Below are 16,718 nucleotides of genomic sequence, written 5' to 3'. Positions count from 1 at the left end.
TGTAAAAAATGTTATCGCTAACGTTATTTCATCAAAAAATCCAGATTAAAAAGGGATGTTCCATTACGGTACATCCCTTTTACATTATAATATTTCGTGTGCTACGTGTGAGTTACTTGTGTGCTACTCACTACTTTTCACTACGTTTAGTAACTTTTCACAGCTCTTCAATCCCTTGAAAACACTGTATTTCTTAGAATTTGCCAGCTTCAGCAGCTTCCTGGATAGAAACCGCAACAGCAACAGTCATACCAACCATAGGGTTGTTACCTGCGCCGATTAAGCCCATCATTTCAACATGAGCAGGTACGGAAGAAGAACCAGCGAACTGAGCGTCGGAGTGCATTCTACCCATAGTATCTGTCATACCGTAGGAAGCAGGACCTGCTCCCATATTGTCAGGATGAAGAGTTCTACCTGTACCGCCACCGGAAGCAACGGAGAAGTATTTCTTGCCTAAATCAACACATTCTTTTTTGTATGTACCTGCAACTGGATGCTGGAATCTGGTAGGGTTAGTGGAGTTACCTGTGATGGAAACGTCAACACCTTCCTTATGCATGATAGCAACACCTTCTGTTACATCGTTAGCACCATAACAGTTTACTGCTGCTCTAAGGCCTGTGGAGTATGCCTTACGAGATACTTCCTTAACCTCACCTGTATAGTAATCCATCTGAGTCTCAACATGAGTAAAGCCGTTGATACGGGAGATGATCTGAGCTGCATCTTTACCAAGACCGTTTAAGATTACTCTTAAAGGCTTTGTTCTTACCTTGTTTGCGGACTGAGCGATACCGATCGCACCCTCAGCTGCTGCGAAAGACTCATGTCCTGCTAAGAAGCAGAAACAATCTGTTGTCTCTTCCAGTAACATTTTACCTAAGTTACCATGACCAAGACCAACTTTTCTCTGATCAGCAACGGAACCAGGAATACAGAAAGACTGTAAGCCCTCACCGATTGCTGCAGCTGCATCAGCAGCTTTTCTAGCATCTTTTTTAATTGCGATAGCTGCACCTACAACATAAGCCCAACCAGCATTTTCAAAACAAATAGGTTGAATGCCTTTAACCATGCTAATTACATCAAGTCCGGCATCCTTTGTAATCTTCTCTGCTTCTTCAATGGAAGCAATGCCGTAGCTATTTAAAGCAGCATTGATTTGATTTATTCTTCTATCATATGATTCAAATAAAGCCATTGTATGTATCCTCCTTTACTATTCGTGTCTTGGGTCGATGATCTTAACAGCATCAGCTACGCGACCATACTGGCCTTTCGACTTCTCTAATGCAGTGTTTGCATCATCGCCTTTTTTGATGAAATCCATCATTTTACCAAAGTTAACAAATTGGTAACCAATGATTTCGCTGTTTTCATCTAAAGCAAGACCTGTTACATAACCGTCAGTCATCTCAAGGTAACGAGGGCCTTTTTCAAGAGTACCGTACATAGTACCAACCATGCTTCGAAGACCTTTTCCTAAATCCTCAAGACCTGCACCGATTGGAAGACCATCCTCAGAGAATGCACTCTGTGTTCTACCATAAGCGATCTGTAAGAATAATTCTCTCATTGCAACGTTAATTGCATCACAGACCAAATCTGTATTCAACGCTTCTAAAATAGTTAAACCAGGAAGAATTTCAGATGCCATAGCTGCGGAGTGAGTCATACCTGAACATCCTACAGTCTCAACTAAAGCTTCTTGGATGATACCATCCTTTACGTTAAGAGTTAATTTGCAGGTACCCTGCTGTGGTGCACACCAGCCCACACCATGAGTTAAGCCTGAGATATCTTTGATTTCTTTTGCCTGTACCCATTTTGCTTCTTGAGGGATTGGTGCTGCTCCATGATGAACACCCTGTGTAACCGGACACATCAATTGAACTTCATGTGAATAAGTCATGTTTTGAAACTCCTTTCAATAATACATAGTATAGCATTTCATTTCCTTGTTAAGAAAATAACAGCTTTCAACATTAAATTATCGTAAGTCATATCCCACTTACGATAATGAAGTATAAAGTGAATCACAGAATGATCCATCTTCTTTACCTAACATATTTTCGCATAAAACCCTTAATAAGTCTATAGTTTTTTTATATAATTTTAACTGCAAATATCTCCCATTTTATAGGAAATTCGTTCATTAATTATTGTGATAATAAAATCAACTATAATATAGTTGATGCTCTCAATAATATGCCCTAGATAATAAAAATCACACAATTGTCATTACATTTTACAACTTCACTACTATTTCTCCGGCTTTCTTATAAATACTACCTTCGGGAACATACCCTCGTACCATGGAAAGCGGATATATATTAGCACTTCTTCCGATAACTGAGCCCGGATTTAATACACTGTTACATCCTACCTCAACGTAATCTCCGAGTATGGCTCCAAACTTTTTCAAACCGGTCTCAATCTTTAATTCTCCTGCATTTACGCTAACCAAAGTTTTATCCGATTTCACATTCGAGGTGATCGATCCCGCACCCATGTGAGCTTTATACCCTAATATTGAATCACCTACATAATTATAATGAGGAACCTGAACCTTATTGAACAAGATTACATTCTTAAGCTCGGTAGAATTACCCACTACTGCTCCTTCTCCTACTATTGCATTCCCGCGGAGAAATGCACAATGTCTTATCTCCGCTTCCTTGCCGATAATTGCCGGTCCATTAATATATGCTGTGGGTGCTACCTTGGCTGATTTTGCAATCCACACATTCTCGCCGACCTTGATATATTCCTCAGAAGATAACGTTTCTCCAATCTTGAGGATTTCATCCTTTATCTTTCCAAGTACTTCCCACGGATACATACATCCGTTAAATACCTCTGCGGCTATGGTTTCTTCCAAATCAAATAAAGATTTAATCATAAGATGTTCTGACATATAATCCTCCATTCCGTTTGCTTCCTTTTATCTTGACTTAAAACTATGAATTCATCCCCAAAGAAAAGTTGAAGAACTAAATTCATAGTTTGACATTCTTTATCTGTATTAGTATGCGATATAATACCAAATTATTTCTTATAGAATTGTGCAGCCTCTTTATAAAAATAAGTCAAGGCGGCCTGATTATTTAATCCCTTTACTCCATTTACCATCTTCGCAACAAAGGCATCCAACTTAGCGGTATATTCTTCTTTCGATATCTGCCCCTCTGCCACATAGGTTAAGCCCTTCTCCCAGCTTGCAGTTAGCTCTGCGTTTAACAGAGATTTAATCGATGAATTTACCACATCATAGATCATCTCACCAAGTAATGTCGGCGTTATAATCTGCGTTTTCTTATTTAAATTAAGATATGTAATTGTTACCAATTTATTCAAGATTTCAGCTCGCGTTGCACTGGTTCCGATACCACTACCTTTGATCTGGGCTCTCAGCTCTTCATCCTCTATCAATTGTCCTGCATTTTCCATTGCAAGTATCAACGCACCGGAATTATAACGCTTTGGTGGGGCGGTCTCCCCTTCTTTGATGGTCAGATAATTTACCGGGAGTTCCATTCCCTTCTTCAAATTCATTACTGCCTGTAATAATGATTGGTCAGCACCCTCCTCTTCTGAATTATCACCATCACCCGAATTCTTATCTTCTTCTGATTTTGCTGTGGTTTGTGATTTTTCATAATTATTGCCCAGTACCTTCAAATACCCTTCTTTTTCGAGCACTCTAACTGAAGCAAAGAAGCTTTCCCCTTTTATTTTCGCTGTAATGCCTACCTTGCGGTACTCAGCCGCAGGATAGAAAATACTTAAAAAACGTTTTACTATCGTCTCGTATACTTTTGCAGCGGTCGGAGATACCGATCTGAGTGCCCCCAAGCCTTGGCCTGTTGGTACAATTGCGTAGTGATCTGTAATCTGACTGTCATTGACATAACGAGTTTTCGCTATATTTTTATAGGTTCCCTGTTCCATAATCTCTTGAACAAAACCGGAGAATTGATTTAGCTCTTGTAGTCCCTTGATATTCTTCCCAATCTCTTTTGAGACCGCAGTGGATAAAACTCTGGCATCCGTTCTTGGGTATGTCACCATCTTCTTCTCATAGAGCTCCTGGGTGATTTTTAAGGTTTCATCCGGGCTGATTTTAAACATTCTGGAACAATCATTCTGAAGCTCCGCCAAGTTGTATAATAAAGGAGGATTCTTGTTCTCTTTCTTTTTCTCAATTGCGCTAATTTGAGCAAATAACTGTGGTTCTTCATTTTGTTCAAGCTTCGCATTCCACGTTCCGTCATCATTCGTAAGCGGAATTTGCTCCGACAAATCTGAAATCAACTTAATCGCAGAGGTTTTTTCAGAAAAACCATTCTCCTTATAGAGCAAAGGGGAATTAAAATACTTAGAACCCTCAACTGCACGAAACTCTGCTGGTAATTCCTTCTCGTCTAACTTTAATCCACTCATAACTCGGTAAAATGGTGTCTTCACAAAGCTTCGAACCTCTCGCTCTCTTCTGACTACCATACCAAGCACACAAGTCATTACTCGACCCACGGAGATAGCGGTCCATTTTTCAGAATTCATTATCTTCTGCACTTCATTACCGTATTTCAGTGTAAGAATTCTAGAAAAATTAATACCCATCAAATAATCTTCCTGTGCTCTTAGATATGCTGCATCGGATAAAGGATTATAGGCGCTAAGAGGTTTCGCCTCTCTGATTCCTCGAAGAATCTCTTCCTCCGTCTGAGAGTCAATCCACACTCTTTTCTTCACCTTATCAGAAGGAACCTTCGCTTCCTGATCCACCAAACGATAGATATATTCTCCTTCACGTCCGGAGTCAGTACACACATAAATCGTGTCCACTTCCTTGCGGGTCAATAAACCTTTTACAATATTAAACTGCTTTTTCACATTCCCAATCACTTCATAACGATATTGCTCCGGGATGAACGGCAGTGTTTGCATACTCCACTTTTTCAGGGCAGGATCATAAACCTCCGGATAACTCATCGTGACCAAGTGTCCGACACACCAGGTTACAATCGCATTATCCGACTCAATATAACCATCCTGCTTCTTCCCTGTTATCTTAAGCGCCTTGGCAAATTCATTCGCCACGCTCGGTTTTTCGGCAATGTATAAACTCTTAGACATACAACTCCAACTTTCTCATTAATACAACGATTATACCATGCGCGAAAAGCAAAGGGAATGAAAAATAGAGAAAAGATAAAAGTTCCCTTCACTTTCATCTTTTCTTTATTTTCCATTCCCGCCGCAACGCGAACTCGAGAACTTTGTTCTCGAGTTGCTTTCGCGCATTCCACAACTTGCCGCAACTGCGAACACGGTCTTGCAAAGCAAGCCCGACAAGACGAAGTCTTTGAGCTGCTTTTCGTGGGAAGAAACGATACCTACAGTACAGGATAAGCTCATTCTGTATCGTTGTGTGGTCAGATACGGAAAACAATTTGCCGTTTTTCGTGCGAGATATTGCATGCTAATTCGTTTTGCGAGCGACCGACGCACTATTAGGGCGGAGCAAAACGAAATAGATGCATGCAGTAGCTCCCGAAAAACGAGCATGTTTTCGGTACTGACCACACAACGATACAGTATGAGCTTATCCGTACAAATTTCCTTGAAATCCATATGCGAAAACTTGTTGAAAGTTTCCATTGCATCGTATAAAATGAGGATAGGAATCTATACTACATAATAAATATACATTTGGAGGCATTTCATGAAGGCATATCAGATATTCAGCGATTCATCGTGTGATTTACCTGAACTTTTAGTGAAAGAACATGATATAAAGTTAATCCCGTTTTATGTAACCTTTGACCAGGACAATTACTATAAGGAGAATGTGGAAATCTCGAACGAAGACTTTTATAAAAGGTTAGAGCAAAATAACACTTTTTCCACCACCTCTCTACCCTCTGTTCAGGATTATATGTCTGAATTCAAAAAAGCAATAAAGAACGGACTCGATATTATCTGCCTCTGCTTATCCCATCAGCTTAGCGGCTCCTATCAATCCGCTGTAAATGCTAAAGATATTCTCGAAGAACAATATCCTGAAGCACGAATCGAGATATTTGACAGCTATCAGGCTACTGCGGGACAAGGCTTACTGTTGCTTCAGCTCACTTATATGAAAGAAGCCGGATTAACAATCGATGAAATTGTTGATAAGCTTCCCTTACTTAGAGACACCTCAAGAATCATGTTCACGGTTGATACCCTTACTTATCTGGAGAAGGGAAGACGAATTGGTAAAGCTGCTGCACTTGCCGGAAACATGCTTGAACGAAAGCCTTTAATACAATTAAAGGGCGCTGAACTGATTCCCTATTCTAATATTAGAGGAAGAAAAAAATCCTTAGAAAAAATCCTTACTATGGTGGAGGAATACTTTGTTGAATCCGGGGAAAATCCCAAAGATTATGATTTTTGTATTGCAAATGCAACTACTGATGAGGATTCGATATTTTTACAGAATGAAATCGAGAAGATTATTGATCGTCACATTGAATATCCTGTTTTTCAAATCGGAGTAACTATCGGAACCTATACCGGTCCAGGGGGTATTGGTATATGTTTTGTTAAAAATTTCAACAAAATATAAGGAGGAAAGAACATGACACCCAAGAAGATTTCCTATGAGAATTTGGCAGACAGTATCATTGAAAAATTCAATAAGAGGGGGATTGAAGGCTATTATTGTGATAATACAGAAGATGCTCTACTGACTGCGAAGCGCTTTTTAACTCCCGGTTGTTCCATCTCTTGGGGTGGCTCCCAAACTCTTTCCGATATTGGACTACTAGAAGACTTATATAGCTCAGACTACATACTTTATGACCGTCTAAAGGCAAACACACCTGAGGAGAAGTCAGCCATGTATAGTAAAATCGTGACAGTTGATTATTACTTTATGAGTTCCAATGCCATCTCACTTGATGGTCAGTTAATCAACATTGACGGTTCCGGCAATCGTGTAGCTTGTTTGATAACCGGACCTAAGAATGTAATCGTCATAGCAGGAATGAATAAAATAGTAACAGATACTCAAACTGGTATCGAACGTGTCCGCAATATTGCTGCTCCACCAAATGCTGTGCGTCTCAATCTTAAAACGCCTTGTGCGGAGATTGGTCGTTGCGCCAATTGCTTGACAGATGATTGTATGTGCAGTGATATTGTAATTACCCGCAGATCCGGCATCCCCGGACGTATCAAAGTTATATTAGTTGGGGAAGAATTAGGTTTTTAACGATTCTTAAGGTAATTGTGAAATGATTCATGTTGCGATTACATACACTGATTAATAATATGGTTATTTCGCACACTTACCTAAATATAAAAATGAAAGTGAGGAATTATGAAAATGTCATTAAAAAATTGTTGTACTCCGTCAGAAACTGCTTCCAATGTGAAAGTTAGCGTGAATGTAGATGTCCCTAAGATTATTAAATACTTATCGGTTGCATCCGTACTAATCATTGGAATTATCTTTGGTACCAGATGCTTCAAAAACATGTTAGAAGAAAACTTTTTTGATAAAAAAGAGAATTAATCTGGTTCAATAATATAAAAGTTGCTTTAAATATAACAACCCAATTTCACGTCACATGTGAAATTGGGTTGTTTGTTATAATCTATTGTTATACCTTTATTTAGTACAAAGGATACTTGTCCGTTAAGTTCTTAATCATATCCATTGCCTTTGCCTTATTCGCATCGACATCCTTAACAAGAAGATAAATCGCTTCCGCAATAACGTCCATATCCTCCACATTCATTCCTCTGGTCGTAACGGCTGCTGTACCAAGACGAATACCGCTGGTTACGAAAGGAGAAGCCGGATCATTCGGCACCGAATTCTTGTTACAGGTAATATTCGCTGCATCAAGAAGTTTTTCAGTGTCCTTACCAGTTACACCCATGTTCTGAAGATCAACTAGCATTAAGTGATTATCGGTTCCTCCTGATACAAGGTTAAAACCTCTTTTCGTTAACCCTGCTGCAAGAGCTTGTGCGTTCTCTACTACTCTTCTAGCATAATCCTTAAAGCTTGGATCAAGTGCCTCTTTGAAGCAAACGGCCTTTGCTGCGATAACATGCATTAAAGGTCCACCTTGAATACCAGGGAATACAGCTTTATTCAGTTTATATTCCTCAGCGAATTCAGCGCTGGATAAAATCATACCACCTCTTGGTCCTCTGAGTGTCTTATGGGTAGTTGTTGTTGTAACATGTGCATAAGGAATCGGGCTTTCATGGTAACCACCGGCTACAAGTCCTGCGATATGTGCCATATCCACCATCAAGAATGCACCAACCTCATCTGCAATTTCTCTAAAGATTTTAAAGTCAATCTTTCTAGCATAAGCACTTGCGCCTGCAATGATTAACTTAGGTTTGTTCTCTATCGCTAACTTTCTTACACTATCATAATCAATGAAGCCCTGATCATTCACGCCGTAAGGTACAATTTTAAAGTAACTACCACTCATGTTTACCGGACTACCATGTGTTAAATGGCCTCCGTGAGCCAAATTCATACCGAGAACAGTATCACCCGGCTTTAATAAAGCAAAAAATACAGCCATATTAGCTTGCGCACCGGAGTGAGGTTGTACGTTGGCGTAGGTACAGCCAAATAATTGTTTTGCTCTGTCTATCGCAAGATTCTCAGCAATATCAACAAATTCACAGCCACCGTAATATCTCTTTGCAGGGTAACCCTCTGCGTATTTGTTAGTTAAATGGCTTCCCATTGCTGCCATAACAGCCTTGCTTACAAAATTTTCAGAAGCGATCAATTCTATATGGCTGTTCTGTCTGCCAACCTCAAGAGATATTGCTTCTGCCAATTCAGGATCATATGATTTTACGTCATCAAAAGAATACATATTTTTCAATTCCTTTCCGATTTAGTAACGAACTATCGTATAGTATAACATAATGGAAACTATTATGGAAGTAAAAATACGATAATACTGCATAATCATTCATAATTTTATCTTATAATTAGTATGTTAAAATATAATGAAAACAATTTAAAAACTAGGATATAAGACATCGAAACAAGCAAAAACCTGTTCACACTCCTCATATTTTTGTTCGAACAAATAACATTTTTGAGCTTATTCCATAATCTTAAATATGCTTATGCCTGACATTACCCTATTAAGTTAAGAATTCTTCAAATAAAAACCCGTATATAAGTTTATCAAATCCTACTTATATACAGGTTTTAAATCAGAATTGATTATTATAAATTTTCAGGGCCAAAACTCAGTGGTAATAATTCCTCAAGGAAAAACAGTGCATATTCCTCTTCTGATCTTGCCAAAATCACCAGAAAACTCTTAGGATCAACAAACTCTCTTAGTACCTGTCTACATATTCCACATGGAGGAGTGTAGTCCGTTATCAATCCATTTTTACCACCAACAATTGCTATTGCGGAGAATTCTCTTTCTCCTTCACTAATTGCTTTAAAAAATGCAGTACGTTCGGCACAGTTTGTTGCACCGTAAGAAGCATTCTCAATATTTCCTCCCTTAAAAACCTTTTGCTTCTTCGTAAGAAGCGCCGCGCCTACATTAAAATGCGAATAAGGTGCATAGGAATTCTTCATTGCATCAATTGCATCTCTAACTAAATTCTTTGCAACAGAATGGCTGACAATCCCTTCTTTCTTTTGAATTTCACCCTTTTCTCTTAGAATCAGGCTGTGCTTTTGCTCATCATGAAGTTGATTATTATCCTGTTCACTCATAAACAATACCTCCCTATATTTCATTCTTGTTTATAAAGTAAAATAATATATGCAGAACCGGGGTATTTAATAACCGGAACCCTGCTCATTTTTAGCAAGCTTTACTATTCTGCTGGTACCAAGCCTGGAAGCACCTAGCTCTATGAATTTGTGAGCATCATCAAAGGAGGCGATTCCGCCTGCCGCTTTAATCTTAACCTCTTTTCCCACATGTTTTGCAAATAGTGCTACATCCTCAAAGGTTGCTCCTGAAGTAGAAAACCCGGTGGAGGTCTTTATAAAATCTGCTCCTGCCTTCGTTACGATATCGCACATCTTAATTTTCTCTTCTTCTGTCAGTAAGCAAGTTTCAATAATTACTTTTAAAATCTTATTTCCACAGGCTGCCTTAATCTGCTTGATTTCATCAAGAATACAATCAAATTTATTATTTTTAATGTGCCCAATATTAACAACCATATCGATTTCATCTGCACCATTTGCGATTGCGTCCTTTGTTTCATAAACCTTCACTGCTGTTGTACTATAGCCATTCGGGAATCCGATAACGGTACACACCTTCATTTGCCCGTCCACATATTCCTTCACCTGTTCCACATAGGACGGAGGTATGCACACGGAAGCCACTCCATACTTCATCGCATCATCACATATCTCCTTGATTTCCTCCCATGTTGCTGTCTGAGTCAACAATGTATGATCCACTTTTCCAAAGATTAAATTATTATCCATCTTCTTTTCCTTTCTTAGATTTCATTATAGTTTCGTGTAATCAAAGTCCACGTATTTCTTATCATCATGCGATTTCTAATGCGATTTCCATCATATCGCGGAAGGTTAGCTGCCTGTCCTCTGCAGATAATGATTCCCCTGTAAATATATGATCCGATACAGTTAATATACAGAGTGCTTTTTTATTCGCCCTGGCTGCATTCATATACAATGCAGCAGCCTCCATCTCAACCGCGAGAACATTCATCTTCCGCCATAAGGACATTGAATCCGCATTATCATCATAGAAGGTATCAGAAGATAGAATATTTCCGACAATAGTCTTTATATTTAGCTTCTCCGCTGCTTCCACTGCCTGACAAAGCAATCCGTAATCCGCAATCGGGGCAAATGTCCCCGGCAATTTATATTGTGCTGCGAAATTAGAGTTTGTAGAAGCTCCCATTCCTATAACGATATCCCGTAGTTTTACATCCTCCGTGATTCCGCCAGCTGAACCGATACGAATAATTTGATCCACTTCATAAAAATGATATAGTTCATAGGAGTAAATACCGATGGATGGCATACCCATACCACCACCCATAACAGATACCTGCTTACCCTGATATGTTCCAGTATAACCGAACATATTTCTCACTTTATTAAAACATTTCACACCCTCAAGATAGGTTTCAGCGATAAATTTTGCTCTTAGTGGATCCCCTGGCATTAAAACGGTTTTTGCAATATCGCCCATATTCGCTTCATTGTGAGGTGTTGGAATTTCCATATTGTAAGCCTCCTTATATTTGAATTAAGATTAAGTTGAGTTTGGATAAGCTTACCTGATTTTCACTATCAGAAATGGTATTTATTAATTGCAATTTTACCATATTTTAAGCGAAAAGGCAATTCTGCTTTTCCTTCCCATCGACTAATAAAATACTGCTAATTACTTCATATCAATTCTATGATGTATAGAAATGGTAAAAAGTATACCATAATAATAATTTTTTTAACAAATCATTTACCCCATTGATTTCATAAATAATAGTGCTATAATCACCTTTATACTGCTTAGGATCAGAATTGGAGATGATGATATGAATATAACTAACGTCCTATCTGTAGACCGAATGTTAAAAAAAGATCAACGATTGGGTGAGCTGCCTTCCTCTAAAGATGCATACCAAAACTTTTTCCGAATCGCATGGCCCTCAGCACTGGAGGCTTTATTGGTCGCTATGATTGGTGTAATCGATACTATCATGGTAGGAACACTTGGGAAAGGCGCAATTACTGCAGTCGGTGTTACGAATCAGCCTAAGTTTGTATTATTAGCTGCCATATTTTCTTTAAACACCGGAATTATCGCTGTGGTTGCTCGCCGTAAAGGCCAGCAAGATCAAAAAGGAGCAAACCAGACATTGCGAACCGGAATTATACTAAGTTTCATCCTATCTCTTATGATGTCTATACTTGGATACATATTCGCGAAACCGATTCTGTTGATGGTCGGCGCTGAAAAGTCCTATCTAAGTGACGCCGTGAGTTTCTTTCAAATATTAATGTTCAGTATACCGTTCCAAGCCATGAATTTAACCATTAACGCTGCACAACGAGGCTGTGGCAAAACTAAGATATCACTAATTACCAATGTCACAAGTAATGTTATCAACATTATTCTGGATGTTCTTCTTATCAATGGTATCGGTTTTTTCCCTCGTCTGGAAGTAAAGGGAGCCGCTATTGCCACTACAACAGGTGCTTTTGTTGCTTTTTGCATCTCATTTATTACCCTGTTTCGTAAAGATCAATATCTTTCCTTTCACGCTAAAGTGGGGTGGGGAATAAAAAAAGCCGTAATCAACCCAATTACCAAGGTAAGCTCAAGTGCCTTCGTTGAACAGGTATTTATGAGACTCGGCTTCTTAGCCTATGCAGCTATTGTAGCTAGATTAGGGGAAACTGCTTATGCGACTCATTTAATATGCATGAATATATTAAGCTTATCCTTCTGCTTTGGTGACGGCTTATCCATCGCTGCATCCGCTCTTGTAGGACAGAATATGGGAGGCAAGAGGCCTGATTTATCTATAATGTACGGAAAAACAGGTCAAAGAATTGCCTTTATTATATCCACAATTGTATTCTTTGTATTTATCGGTGGAAGAAGCATGCTAATCTCCTTATTCACAAAGGAAGCGATGGTAATAGCCGTCGGTGCACACATTATGATGATTTGTGCTTTTACCACCCATCTTCAAACCTCTCAGGTTGTGTTAAACGGTTGCTTACGAGGAGCCGGTGATACCGGATTTGTAGCCGGAGTATCTTTAATCAGTGTTGCTTTCGTGCGCCCTTTACTTACCTGGGGGTTATGCTTTCCTCTCGGACTTGGATTATACGGAGCCTGGATTGCCCTGCTTGTGGATCAATTCTTCCGTTTTATCACAAGCTATCGACGCTTTTCCGGAGGGAAATGGACTTCGATTGCTTTATAAATGGGGATAGTTACGTGTTCTAGGATAGGTATCGTGTTCTAGGGACGGTCAGTGGCAGGGGGTTCAATTTGACTTTCCGGTTATAACTTTCGGGTGATTCTAAGCTTTCTAACTGGTGCTCGATGCATTCTGTCGGAGCAAAGCGACTTCCATGTCGCTCGCTCCTGAATCGTTCCTCCATGAACGATTCCCAGAATTGACCGCACCAGTTAGAAAGCTAGTATTACCAGGAAAGTTATAAATTCAGACAAATTGAACCCCCTGCCACTCACCTGTACATCTAAAACTTTTATTATCTAATTCTTTCATTATTCACATATTTAATAAATTCGATTTACATCTCTACAGAGACATATCCAATTTCATTTTCAAATTCACTTATTGATACCAAATAAAAACCATGTGATTTTTGAGATTACATATAAAAAATGGCGTGTAGCAATCAGTCATTGTTGTTTGCTACACGCCATTTATTTCATTCTTATGATTTTTTAATTACTATGATTTTTTATTTATCATGATTTTGATTCGTTTGGTTTGGATTATTCGTATTCGGAGCAACCGGATTTTGCGGTTGTTGTGGCCGTTGTGGTTGCTGCGGTTGTGGTTGTTGTGGCTGATTTACAGGTCTTTGATTATATTGCGGATTTTGATTTGGAGGTAGTGGATATCTTGGTACTTCCAATGGCTTCTTTGAATATTTACGAACAATCACGCGTACAATTAACGTAATCGCTAGTATGATAACTCCCCATACTAAGAAATAAGGAAGGTTTACAATTAGCCAAACGATAAAGGACTGAAAACCATTCCCAACATCACGCAAGTTTTCGCTTAATCCATTTGATATTCTTGAGAAGAAAGTCGGTTTTTTCTCCACTACTTTTGATATATGTTGAACCTCCTGAATATTAAGCGTAACATAGCTATACTCCACCTGGTTATCAAATACCCTTAATTGGCTTTGATATTTTTCAATCTCATATCGGATATCCGTTAATCTGGACTCCAGTGTGACAATACTATCTAAATCCTTGGTATTCTTTAAGAGATCACTTAATTGATCCTGCTCAATCTTTAAGGTATCCAATCTACTCTGTGCATCTACATATTGGAGTGATACATTTTCACTGCTTTGTTCACTGTTTGTTATATTCGCAGCTTTCTTTATATAGGCCAAAAACTCAATTGCTTTATTACTTGGGATTCTGGCAACGATATTACCGGATCTGGTTACATTATCCTCATTATAGCTTTTTCCACCAACTTGAGAATTCTCAATGTATCCCCCCATATTCTGGATATTTTTATTCGTATCCTCAAGAAATTGATCAAAATCTTTTGTCTCTAATTCAAGGTTATATTTATAGATAATTTTATCATTCGATTTGGTGGTACTGAGCTTTGTAGGTTTTATCTCAGAACCAGTTTTGTTATCCTCCGTCTTAGCATCGTTCTCACTACCCTTAGGAGCGTCTGCATCTTGATTGTCACCGTAACTTAACGAACCATCCCCATTATCAGTTCCTGATGCATCTTCACTATGAGTAGCACTAGTGTTTGGCATCATTTCGCTACTCTTACCGTCCTCCTTCTTACCGCATGCCGTAAAAACCAACATCAGTAAAAGTAATAAACAAATCCCCTGAACCCTTTTTATTCCTTTCATAAACCCTCCAATCTGTCATACATGACATCAAATAATAAATAATTACTCTACTGATTAGACGTACCCCAGAATGAAAGGGTTCCAAAAGGTGTCAAATATTATGAATTTGTTGTATATTTTTCCACATGAGGCTTCATAAGCTCAATCAATCGTTCCATCTGATCGGTCAAATATAAATATCCCATAAGTGCCTCAAGTCCGGTAGCAGTTCGATATTCCACGACTCCTGCATTTTTAGCTGATGTAAAGGATTTCGCATTACGCCCTCTTTTAAATACTCCCAGTTCCTCCTCGGTTAATTGTTCCTTTATGGCATGATATAGGCCTGCTTGAGAACTTGCTTGAACAAGTTTAGAACAGCGTTGATGCAGCTTATTAACCGGAGCATTCCCACTCTCCACGACCATCGTTCTTATCACCAGATCAAAGATGGAATCACCGATAAATGCGAGCGTCAAAGGAGAATATGTCTTAATGTCGGTCTCAGGTAGGTTAAGATTTTCTTTAATAAATCTTGCAAATCCGATGTTGGCCTTATTCTTACTTAGCTCCGTTTCCATCTAACACCCTCTCTTGTATCTTCTAATACAATCCCTTTTTCCAGCAACAGATTTCTAATCTCATCTGATTTTGCGAAATCTTTATTCTTTCTAGCCGTCTGGCGATCCTCAATTAATTTTTCGATTTCTTCATCTAATAGCTCCTCTTCCTTCTCGGTCTCAACACCAAGAATATCACAGAGGTTAACGATTTTATCGCGTAGGTTTTTCACAAACTCCACACTGCTGTCACCTTTGCAGTTCGTATTCGATAATTTAACAAGCTCGAATATAGCAGCGATTGCATCCGCTGTATTAAAGTCATCATCCATCGCATTGATAAATTTCGTATTTAACGCTTCCGCCTCGGTTAATAACACCTGCTCGTCAGAGGATACAAATTCTCTGGAAAGAGCTCCACTGGATAGTAAGTGATCCAACTGACCAATCGCTGTAGTGATTCTAGTTAATGAAATCTTAGCTGATTCCATTAGATCCTTACTAAAGTTTAAAGGACTACGATAGTGGGAATTCAGCATAAAGAAACGCACTACCTGAGGTTCAAATTGCTGGCAGATTTCACGTACCGTAAAGAAATTACCTTCTGATTTTGACATCTTCTTATTATCAATATTCAAAAATGCATTATGCATCCAGTATTTTGCAAATTCTTTGCCGTTTGCTGCTTCACTCTGTGCAATTTCGTTCTCATGATGCGGGAATACCAAATCCTCTCCACCGGCATGAATATCAATCTGATCACCCAGATATTTTTTACTCATGACTGAGCACTCGATATGCCAACCTGGACGACCATCACTCCAAGGGGAAGTCCAGTAAGGTTCTCCCTCTTTCTTCGGTTTCCAAAGCACGAAATCCATGGGATCTTCCTTTTCTTCCGCAACTGCAATACGGCTTCCTGCCTCGAGATCATCTATTTTCTTTTTTGATAATTTTCCATATTCATCAAAACTTCTTGTTTTAAAGTATACGGTGCCGTTCTTCTCGTAAGCATGGCCTTTCTCAATTAGGTTTGCGATCATCTCTACCATTCCACCAATTTCCTCAGTCGCCTTTGGATGATAAGTCGCCTCCTTGATATTCAACGCTTCCGTATCTACTTTAAATTCTTTGATGTAGCGTTCAGATATTTCTTGCGCGCTTACACCCTCTTCATTTGCCTTTTTAATAATTTTATCGTCGACATCAGTAAAATTGGTGACATAATTCACTTCATAGCCGCGAAATTCAAGGTATCTGCGAACCGTATCAAATATAATCGCCGGTCTGGCATTTCCAATATGAATATAATTATATACGGTTGGTCCGCATACATACATTCTTACCTTTCCTTCCTCAATCGGTACGAACTCATCTTTTTTCTGTGTCAATGTGTTATAAATCTTCATCGTTATTCCTCCGGTTAATTTATTTCAACCTACCATTTAGTAAGTTCTGCATCGTTACATGTGTATAAATTCATTCATAATATTAACACTATTATCTGTTTC

At 38.8% G+C, this 16,718-nt stretch carries 15 protein-coding genes; 4 read left to right on the top strand and 11 right to left on the bottom strand.

What is annotated here, in order from left to right:
* Positions 1 to 193 precede the first annotated feature (193 nt).
* The 4 genes from AC6IWN_RS04270 to AC6IWN_RS04255 all read right to left on the bottom strand — a co-directional run bounded on the left by AC6IWN_RS04270 (position 194) and on the right by AC6IWN_RS04255 (position 5,142).
* Positions 194 to 1,204 (bottom strand): GGGtGRT protein, encoded by a 1,011-nt coding sequence (locus AC6IWN_RS04270; RefSeq protein ID WP_497991134.1) that lies wholly within the window; start codon positions 1,202 to 1,204, stop codon positions 194 to 196.
* A gap of 18 nt (positions 1,205 to 1,222) precedes the next feature.
* Complete coding sequence (locus AC6IWN_RS04265; protein WP_497991133.1) at positions 1,223 to 1,915, bottom strand: iron-sulfur cluster assembly scaffold protein; 693 nt, start codon at positions 1,913 to 1,915, stop codon at positions 1,223 to 1,225.
* A gap of 336 nt (positions 1,916 to 2,251) precedes the next feature.
* On the bottom strand, positions 2,252 to 2,920 hold the full coding sequence (locus AC6IWN_RS04260; RefSeq protein WP_497991132.1) for an acyltransferase: 669 nt from the start codon (positions 2,918 to 2,920) through the stop codon (positions 2,252 to 2,254).
* Between the two features lie 131 nt (positions 2,921 to 3,051).
* Positions 3,052 to 5,142, bottom strand: coding sequence for a DNA topoisomerase (locus AC6IWN_RS04255; RefSeq protein WP_497991131.1), 2,091 nt, complete (start codon positions 5,140 to 5,142; stop codon positions 3,052 to 3,054).
* A gap of 589 nt (positions 5,143 to 5,731) precedes the next feature.
* Between AC6IWN_RS04255 and AC6IWN_RS04250 the strand changes: the two genes are divergently transcribed.
* From AC6IWN_RS04250 to AC6IWN_RS04240, 3 genes are all read left to right on the top strand, one after another.
* Complete coding sequence (locus tag AC6IWN_RS04250; RefSeq protein WP_497991130.1) at positions 5,732 to 6,619, top strand: DegV family protein; 888 nt, start codon at positions 5,732 to 5,734, stop codon at positions 6,617 to 6,619.
* Between the two features lie 12 nt (positions 6,620 to 6,631).
* Positions 6,632 to 7,267, top strand: coding sequence for a lactate utilization protein (locus AC6IWN_RS04245; protein ID WP_497991129.1), 636 nt, complete (start codon positions 6,632 to 6,634; stop codon positions 7,265 to 7,267).
* Between the two features lie 114 nt (positions 7,268 to 7,381).
* A complete protein-coding gene (locus tag AC6IWN_RS04240; RefSeq protein ID WP_497991128.1) occupies positions 7,382 to 7,570 on the top strand; it encodes a hypothetical protein in 189 nt (62 codons plus the stop codon).
* Positions 7,571 to 7,670: 100 nt separating this feature from the next.
* Here AC6IWN_RS04240 and glyA read toward each other — a convergent pair whose 3' ends face one another.
* From glyA to deoD, 4 genes are all read right to left on the bottom strand, one after another.
* The gene (gene glyA / locus AC6IWN_RS04235; RefSeq protein ID WP_497991127.1) at positions 7,671 to 8,909 is read right to left on the bottom strand and encodes a serine hydroxymethyltransferase; all 1,239 of its coding nucleotides are present in this window, start codon (positions 8,907 to 8,909) and stop codon (positions 7,671 to 7,673) included.
* A 362-nt stretch (positions 8,910 to 9,271) separates the two neighbouring features.
* Positions 9,272 to 9,781, bottom strand: a complete 510-nt coding sequence (locus tag AC6IWN_RS04230) for a cytidine deaminase (protein ID WP_497991126.1) — start codon at positions 9,779 to 9,781, stop codon at positions 9,272 to 9,274.
* Positions 9,782 to 9,847: 66 nt separating this feature from the next.
* Positions 9,848 to 10,513 carry a deoxyribose-phosphate aldolase gene (deoC, locus tag AC6IWN_RS04225; RefSeq protein WP_497991125.1) on the bottom strand — a complete coding sequence of 222 codons (666 nt, stop codon included), beginning with the start codon at positions 10,511 to 10,513 and terminating at the stop codon, positions 9,848 to 9,850.
* Positions 10,514 to 10,577: 64 nt separating this feature from the next.
* Positions 10,578 to 11,285, bottom strand: coding sequence for a purine-nucleoside phosphorylase (gene deoD / locus AC6IWN_RS04220; RefSeq protein ID WP_497991124.1), 708 nt, complete (start codon positions 11,283 to 11,285; stop codon positions 10,578 to 10,580).
* 313 nt (positions 11,286 to 11,598) lie between these two features.
* Here deoD and AC6IWN_RS04215 point away from each other — a divergent pair, with 313 nt between their 5' ends.
* Complete coding sequence (locus AC6IWN_RS04215; protein WP_497991123.1) at positions 11,599 to 12,999, top strand: MATE family efflux transporter; 1,401 nt, start codon at positions 11,599 to 11,601, stop codon at positions 12,997 to 12,999.
* Positions 13,000 to 13,507: 508 nt separating this feature from the next.
* Here the strand turns inward: AC6IWN_RS04215 and AC6IWN_RS04210 are convergent.
* The 3 genes from AC6IWN_RS04210 to cysS form a co-directional block, all read right to left on the bottom strand.
* Positions 13,508 to 14,668 (bottom strand): DUF4349 domain-containing protein, encoded by a 1,161-nt coding sequence (locus AC6IWN_RS04210; protein WP_497991122.1) that lies wholly within the window; start codon positions 14,666 to 14,668, stop codon positions 13,508 to 13,510.
* Between the two features lie 98 nt (positions 14,669 to 14,766).
* Positions 14,767 to 15,228: a Mini-ribonuclease 3 gene (locus AC6IWN_RS04205; RefSeq protein ID WP_497991121.1), complete on the bottom strand. Its 462-nt coding sequence runs from the start codon at positions 15,226 to 15,228 to the stop codon at positions 14,767 to 14,769.
* The gene (cysS, locus tag AC6IWN_RS04200; protein ID WP_497991120.1) at positions 15,213 to 16,616 is read right to left on the bottom strand and encodes a cysteine--tRNA ligase; all 1,404 of its coding nucleotides are present in this window, start codon (positions 16,614 to 16,616) and stop codon (positions 15,213 to 15,215) included. The genes AC6IWN_RS04205 and cysS overlap by 16 nt, the downstream gene beginning before the upstream one ends.
* Positions 16,617 to 16,718 lie beyond the last annotated feature (102 nt).

Source organism: Variimorphobacter sp. HTMS_6, assembly GCF_059717775.1.
The sequence above is the reverse complement of the archived record's forward strand: the minus strand, read 5'-3'. Positions and strand labels throughout refer to the sequence as shown.

Bases quoted from the DNA above. Each gene is read 5' to 3' on its own strand.
- AC6IWN_RS04270 (WP_497991134.1), bottom strand. From the start codon at position 1,204: ATGGCTTTATTTGAATCATATGATAGAAGAATAAATCAAATCAATGCT.
- AC6IWN_RS04265 (WP_497991133.1), bottom strand. From the start codon at position 1,915: ATGACTTATTCACATGAAGTTCAATTGATGTGTCCGGTTACACAGGGT.
- AC6IWN_RS04260 (WP_497991132.1), bottom strand. From the start codon at position 2,920: ATGTCAGAACATCTTATGATTAAATCTTTATTTGATTTGGAAGAAACC.
- AC6IWN_RS04255 (WP_497991131.1), bottom strand. From the start codon at position 5,142: ATGTCTAAGAGTTTATACATTGCCGAAAAACCGAGCGTGGCGAATGAA.
- AC6IWN_RS04250 (WP_497991130.1), top strand. From the start codon at position 5,732: ATGAAGGCATATCAGATATTCAGCGATTCATCGTGTGATTTACCTGAA.
- AC6IWN_RS04245 (WP_497991129.1), top strand. From the start codon at position 6,632: ATGACACCCAAGAAGATTTCCTATGAGAATTTGGCAGACAGTATCATT.
- AC6IWN_RS04240 (WP_497991128.1), top strand. From the start codon at position 7,382: ATGTCATTAAAAAATTGTTGTACTCCGTCAGAAACTGCTTCCAATGTG.
- glyA (WP_497991127.1), bottom strand. From the start codon at position 8,909: ATGTATTCTTTTGATGACGTAAAATCATATGATCCTGAATTGGCAGAA.
- AC6IWN_RS04230 (WP_497991126.1), bottom strand. From the start codon at position 9,781: ATGAGTGAACAGGATAATAATCAACTTCATGATGAGCAAAAGCACAGC.
- deoC (WP_497991125.1), bottom strand. From the start codon at position 10,513: ATGGATAATAATTTAATCTTTGGAAAAGTGGATCATACATTGTTGACT.
- deoD (WP_497991124.1), bottom strand. From the start codon at position 11,285: ATGGAAATTCCAACACCTCACAATGAAGCGAATATGGGCGATATTGCA.
- AC6IWN_RS04215 (WP_497991123.1), top strand. From the start codon at position 11,599: ATGAATATAACTAACGTCCTATCTGTAGACCGAATGTTAAAAAAAGAT.
- AC6IWN_RS04210 (WP_497991122.1), bottom strand. From the start codon at position 14,668: ATGAAAGGAATAAAAAGGGTTCAGGGGATTTGTTTATTACTTTTACTG.
- AC6IWN_RS04205 (WP_497991121.1), bottom strand. From the start codon at position 15,228: ATGGAAACGGAGCTAAGTAAGAATAAGGCCAACATCGGATTTGCAAGA.
- cysS (WP_497991120.1), bottom strand. From the start codon at position 16,616: ATGAAGATTTATAACACATTGACACAGAAAAAAGATGAGTTCGTACCG.